Genomic DNA, 545 nt, shown 5'->3' with positions numbered 1-545 from the left:
ATGGTGTTAAACATCAAATGTTGATAGGCAATTTGTGCTTGTGGCTCAAATGTTAAACCTTCCATTCCGGTTGCAAATTCTTTGCCAACAGTGGTGGAGATACTCAACATTTTGGCATCGTTCAACTTTGCGGTATTTCCTCTGAGAGCATTGGTGATATGCCCTTTTAGGATACCGTAGGATAAGAGTGTATCAATGTAGAAACCATTGTTGTATTGTATACTACCATAGGCTGTCAGTGACCATTTATCTAGCGTGTTCTTCCCTGCATCTGACATGTCCTTTGGTGTAAACGACAGCTGCCCATAGGTGCCTACAAGACCGAGATGTGTTGTGGTATTTTGTCCTTCAATTGCTGCCAATGTAACACCGGCTTGGAGAGCAGCATAGCGGATATCAGCACCATAACCATATTTGAGAGGACCACGCTCAGAAGATAAAGTTCCTGTGCTTCCATAGGTGTATAAGAAGAAACCTGTTTGTTTCTCTTCTTCTTTTCCTAAGACGGATGTTCTGATATTGGCTAAGAGCGCGTTTTGTTTAGC

The 545-nt window shown here is 42.4% G+C and carries 1 protein-coding gene; it reads right to left on the bottom strand.

The window, feature by feature from the left end; translation table 11 throughout:
* On the bottom strand, positions 1–545 hold a 545-nt coding region (locus ACFIKB_RS09660; RefSeq protein ID WP_375653557.1), incomplete at both ends, for an autotransporter domain-containing protein.

Origin of the sequence: Bartonella sp. MR110HLJHH, assembly GCF_042194225.1 — a bacterium.
Lineage (GTDB): Bacteria > Pseudomonadota > Alphaproteobacteria > Rhizobiales > Rhizobiaceae > Bartonella > Bartonella grahamii.
The sequence above is the reverse complement of the archived record's forward strand: the minus strand, read 5'-3'. Positions and strand labels throughout refer to the sequence as shown.